This is a genomic window from Photorhabdus sp. S10-54, from assembly GCF_963878145.1.
GTDB classification, from domain to species: Bacteria; Pseudomonadota; Gammaproteobacteria; order Enterobacterales; family Enterobacteriaceae; genus Photorhabdus; species Photorhabdus kayaii.
The window spans coordinates 1-4,154 of record NZ_CAWNXG010000097.1 but is presented as its reverse complement, the minus strand read 5'-3'; the positions used below and the strand labels follow the sequence as shown (position 1 = coordinate 4,154).

The following is a 4,154-nucleotide window of genomic DNA, read 5'->3' as shown; positions in this document are numbered from 1 at the left end:
AAATTGCATGGTAATTGAATGTTTGTTGGAGATGTTGTATTAGGTGGCCCATAAATACAAATATACATATTCATAATTTATTCACTCTTTCAGGATTTCCAATAATAAATACACGATGGGTAAAATCATCGGGATTGACTTTATTTTTACTTTCTCGCTTGGGCTTTTGAGCTTTATTTTTCGACTTCTTTTGACCGGCAATCTGACATTCAACACAATTCCCGTTTGCCATATATCTGAGAGTGTGTCCTTGCGGGCACGGCTTGCCAATATATTTATTCGTTTCCTCTGTCATTTGTTGAATTTCCCATATTATTTAGTTCGTCAACTTTATTTTGAGTGGTTTCGGGTTTCTCAAACCAATCGTCTACACTTGACATACCATCACGTAAGCTTGCATAGATTTTCTTCATCTGGACCATTTGAGCGGGGCGCATGGCTTCAACACGGCACTGTATGCGCTTCTGAATTTGCTCACTGGTAACACCAAATTCATCCTTGAATACTGCAATCATTTTCTTAATAGCGTCAGGGGATGTATCAGCATTGCTTCTGAGTGTCACATCACACTGATTAACTGCCGCTTCGATAACATCACCGGGTATCACCCCTAAAATACACGCCCGCAAACGCCTTGATCCTTGGTTTGCCACCATTTCGTAGATATCGCGTGGATCTTCCAGCTTTTTCTTTCCCTGTCGCGTAAATCGAACATGCGGAACAGTAAAGGTCTTAACTTGACGTGTGTTTGTTTCAATATCCCACGCGAACGCTTCAACAGACGATTCACCGTTTTTTTGTTCAAGCTCGCGTATACCAAACTGTATATTTCCCCAGTTTTGAGCAACGGCCTCAGCTAACCTGATGCTTGGTCCTGTCACTTCAGCGCCGCCTCGTGAGTAAGAATACAAGGCACTTTCAGCAAGAGTAGGGCGTGTACATGCCTGCAAAATTCTGTCCATTGCAGTGATGGGGTCACGCGGGAATTTTTTAGCTATCACCATCGCGGCCTGAACTTCTTGTATGGCTCTTTGTTGCTCAACTGCAACCATTCCATTTGCTTGTTGCGCACTTGAGCTAAACGGGTTAATAACACTATTATTCATCTCTTCTCCTCGCCCAGATTGGGCGTTGAATTTTTTCAAATCCCAGCCCCCAGTTACCCGTTGAGTGGCATTTGTGATATACATCTAAATCTCTTCGAAATAGATTGAAACCAACTTCCCTGTCGTATTGATCTAATACAAACAAGCGAACAGGATATTTACCGCAGTCGATAGACTCACTAACTGCAAGAAAACAAAAAGTAGGGATCGTTCCATTCGTGTATTGTCGATATCCTTCGCTATACATTGCATCTTGTACGTGATAGCGGAATTCTTCGATATGAGTGGGAAATCTATCGATATCTGAAACTTTTTTAACATCAAGAATGATATCTTTGTCGAGTATTAGCTTATCCGGCCTAATCCTGCATAACTCCTCTGTTTCTGCGTCATTCCAGTAAATTGATGATTCACAATATCCATCTGCTTCCAAAAGAAGCCTGGCTCCCGGATGAGCCATGACGCTATCACGCATAATTTTCAGCTTCCGATGCTGTTCATAGTCCATTACGATTTTCCCTGTTTTTTCGCATTCATTTATGAATTCCTTTTCCTCTTCTTTCCCTGCGTTAGTTCGACGATTAAACTTCGGTGCTTCGATAAATCGATTATTGAACTCGTCGGGTTCTAACAATAAACAATGAAGAGCCGTTCCCATATTAAGCGCATCCTTTTTCTCTTCATCTTCGGGAGCGTCCTTGTCCCACAATAAAAGCGCCGCCTCTTTTGCGATCACATCCAACTGTGATTTACTGACTCCGGGTCCAAGATGATAATCTTCATTCGATATGTCATAATAAATGCCGGGTTTCATTGTTTGCCTCCCAATTAAACCATCCGCTGGTATTATTTAATTCAAGTTCCGTTGGGTCTTGTGCTTGACTCAATTCAAGATAACGTTCAATCATTGAGATTGATTTCAATATTTCCGTTTGAACGTCATAAAAATATTCGTCAATGAAATCAGAGTCAGCAAGTCCATTCAAATCATCGTTACTCAATATGAATCCGCAGATTCGAGCATCTCTGATAACTTTTTTGAGCGATTCTAAAGTTAACTCATCTCTCTTGCTTTCAATTTTTTGTTCAATGATTTCTTCTTCCGAAGAATTTTTGAATAATATCTTTTCATAAGCCAATAATCTCTCATCAGCTATTTGTCCACGAGTTTTCATGTTTTTATCTCAGAAAAATTAAAATTAACGTCGTAAATAGAATTAAATAAGCGGGAAATAACATAGCAAAGAGCCACTCTTTAATCATATTCATATGATAGCCTCAAATATTGCACTGCTATAAACCATTCAATTTGACTTTCTATTTTGAAAGCGATTCTGGCTTTAGACTGAGCTAAATTGAAAAGTTGCTTGTTGATTTTCATAATTAATAGATGATTTTTAAGTGAGTTGTTTTGCCGTTTGCTATAGCTCTGATACAATTCATTGCACATTCTTCTGTAATTCCGGCTTTAATTAATTCTTGCAGAGATTCATTGTTAATACGTTTACGATGTTCAACATCTGATTGTCGTTTTGCCTCCTCTGTTTTTTGACGCTCAATTTCAGCCAAACGGACTCTCTCTGCTTCTTCCGACTTGCGCCGCTCAGCATCAATTGCAGCTTGTTTTTCACGTTCGGCACGTTCTAGCGCTTCCAGCTTTTCACGTTCAGCTCTCTCCGTCGCCGCTTTTGCTTCAGCTTCGCGTCGTGCTGCGGCTTCAATTTCAGCCAAAGCTTTGCGCTCAGCATCAATGCGGGCCTGCTCTGCTGCCTGCCGCTTGATTTCTTCCTCGCGAGCAACACTCTGGCGTTCCTGTTCGGCTTTCTTTTCTGCCAGGTCTCTATCAAATTTTTCATCCATTAGCAGAGCAATTTCATAATCAGTTTCGATTTGCTTTGCCAGTTCCTCTGCTGCTTTACGTGCTTCCTCTTCACGCTTAATACGCTCTTGTTCAGCTTCCCAGTCGGCGAGCGGCTTGCGAACTTCATCACGTAGCTCATTGCATGCATCAACAAAGCGCTTAATTTCTTGCTCCGCTGGTTTTACCGCTTCTTTGAGTCGCTTAAGATATTCGCGACCTGGCTTTTCTATAGCTGTCTTGCTGCGTGATATTTGCGCAGCTAATGATGCGATTCTGTCACGGCCTCTTTTTGTCGTAACATCTGGAATTTCATTTACCGATTCTCTAATTTTATTTAAAAACGCATCAAGCCCGTTTGGAATATAAATAACCGGCGCTTGTTCTGGTTTTATATCAATGATAGCCACTTCATTTTTATCTGACATGAGTGATTCCTTTAATTACATTAATTGTTTATTACCCCTGAGCCGTCCACTGGCCTTTACTCCATATTACTAAAATTCACCCCGGTTTATTTTAATTAATGCGTCTAAATGCTGCTGAGCGGCATCTTCTGTTAAATGAATCATCCCATTATTCAGCAGACAATTATCAAACTCATCATCTTCCCAGTAATGTGTATGAGTCCCTAATGTGTAAAAATCTGGAATCCAAAATTTCTCACCTTCTTTCGGCTTATGCTTTACTGGTGTAGGAAAACTTATTCCACCGCCGACAGTGATCATTTCAGGCTTGCGGCGATATTCAGAATCTTTGATCCACCATGGATGATCATCTAAGTCATCCCACCCGTCAGCGCCGTCACCTATTTCCCACAACAACCACGGCTTATCAGTTTTCAACGCATCTTGAGCATACTGCAACATTAACTCAGCGTGTACATGTGCTGACATGTTATTCTTCCTCCTGCTTAATGACTTCGTAACCGTACTCTTTTAAATAATCAACAATGGATTCTTCATCAATCATCTTTAGTATATCCTCAGGATAAAACTCATTAATTATTCTTTGTAAACCATTGTCATTTACTCCAAATACTTCAACTGAGATTTCTTCTATTGCAGAAGACGTAATTCGTACATCTTTACATAATATTTCAAAACTATAAGTGTTTCGTATGTTTACCATTATATTATTCACCTGCTATTTCTATGTTAATGTGATTATCGGGTAAATCGAAACCGCAG

At 40.2% G+C, this 4,154-nt stretch carries 7 protein-coding genes; all 7 read right to left on the bottom strand.

The window, feature by feature from the left end; all coding sequences use genetic code 11:
* Positions 1-70: 70 nt before the first annotated feature.
* The 7 genes from AACQ83_RS23475 to AACQ83_RS23445 all read right to left on the bottom strand — a co-directional run bounded on the left by AACQ83_RS23475 (position 71) and on the right by AACQ83_RS23445 (position 4,095).
* Positions 71-295 carry a hypothetical protein gene (locus AACQ83_RS23475; RefSeq protein WP_112879809.1) on the bottom strand — a complete coding sequence of 75 codons (225 nt, stop codon included), beginning with the start codon at positions 293-295 and terminating at the stop codon, positions 71-73.
* On the bottom strand, positions 276-1,106 hold the full coding sequence (locus AACQ83_RS23470) for a hypothetical protein (protein WP_205068675.1): 831 nt from the start codon (positions 1,104-1,106) through the stop codon (positions 276-278). The genes AACQ83_RS23475 and AACQ83_RS23470 overlap by 20 nt, the downstream gene beginning before the upstream one ends.
* Positions 1,099-1,920, bottom strand: a complete 822-nt coding sequence (locus tag AACQ83_RS23465) for a PD-(D/E)XK nuclease-like domain-containing protein (protein WP_112879808.1) — start codon at positions 1,918-1,920, stop codon at positions 1,099-1,101. The genes AACQ83_RS23470 and AACQ83_RS23465 overlap by 8 nt, the downstream gene beginning before the upstream one ends.
* Positions 1,898-2,281, bottom strand: coding sequence for a hypothetical protein (locus AACQ83_RS23460; protein ID WP_112879807.1), 384 nt, complete (start codon positions 2,279-2,281; stop codon positions 1,898-1,900). Before AACQ83_RS23460 ends, AACQ83_RS23465 begins: the two co-directional genes overlap by 23 nt.
* Positions 2,282-2,489: 208 nt before the next feature.
* Positions 2,490-3,392: a hypothetical protein gene (locus AACQ83_RS23455; protein ID WP_112879806.1), complete on the bottom strand. Its 903-nt coding sequence runs from the start codon at positions 3,390-3,392 to the stop codon at positions 2,490-2,492.
* A gap of 69 nt (positions 3,393-3,461) precedes the next feature.
* Positions 3,462-3,860: a hypothetical protein gene (locus tag AACQ83_RS23450; protein WP_112879805.1), complete on the bottom strand. Its 399-nt coding sequence runs from the start codon at positions 3,858-3,860 to the stop codon at positions 3,462-3,464.
* A 1-nt stretch (position 3,861) separates the two neighbouring features.
* Positions 3,862-4,095: a hypothetical protein gene (locus AACQ83_RS23445; protein ID WP_112879804.1), complete on the bottom strand. Its 234-nt coding sequence runs from the start codon at positions 4,093-4,095 to the stop codon at positions 3,862-3,864.
* Positions 4,096-4,154 lie beyond the last annotated feature (59 nt).

Excerpts from the sequence above, each read along its gene's own strand:
- AACQ83_RS23460 (WP_112879807.1), bottom strand. The coding sequence starts at position 2,281 with ATGAAAACTCGTGGACAAATAGCTGATGAGAGATTATTGGCTTATGAA.
- AACQ83_RS23465 (WP_112879808.1), bottom strand. The coding sequence starts at position 1,920 with ATGAAACCCGGCATTTATTATGACATATCGAATGAAGATTATCATCTT.
- AACQ83_RS23475 (WP_112879809.1), bottom strand. The coding sequence starts at position 295 with ATGACAGAGGAAACGAATAAATATATTGGCAAGCCGTGCCCGCAAGGA.
- AACQ83_RS23455 (WP_112879806.1), bottom strand. The coding sequence starts at position 3,392 with ATGTCAGATAAAAATGAAGTGGCTATCATTGATATAAAACCAGAACAA.
- AACQ83_RS23445 (WP_112879804.1), bottom strand. The coding sequence starts at position 4,095 with ATGGTAAACATACGAAACACTTATAGTTTTGAAATATTATGTAAAGAT.
- AACQ83_RS23470 (WP_205068675.1), bottom strand. The coding sequence starts at position 1,106 with ATGAATAATAGTGTTATTAACCCGTTTAGCTCAAGTGCGCAACAAGCA.
- AACQ83_RS23450 (WP_112879805.1), bottom strand. The coding sequence starts at position 3,860 with ATGTCAGCACATGTACACGCTGAGTTAATGTTGCAGTATGCTCAAGAT.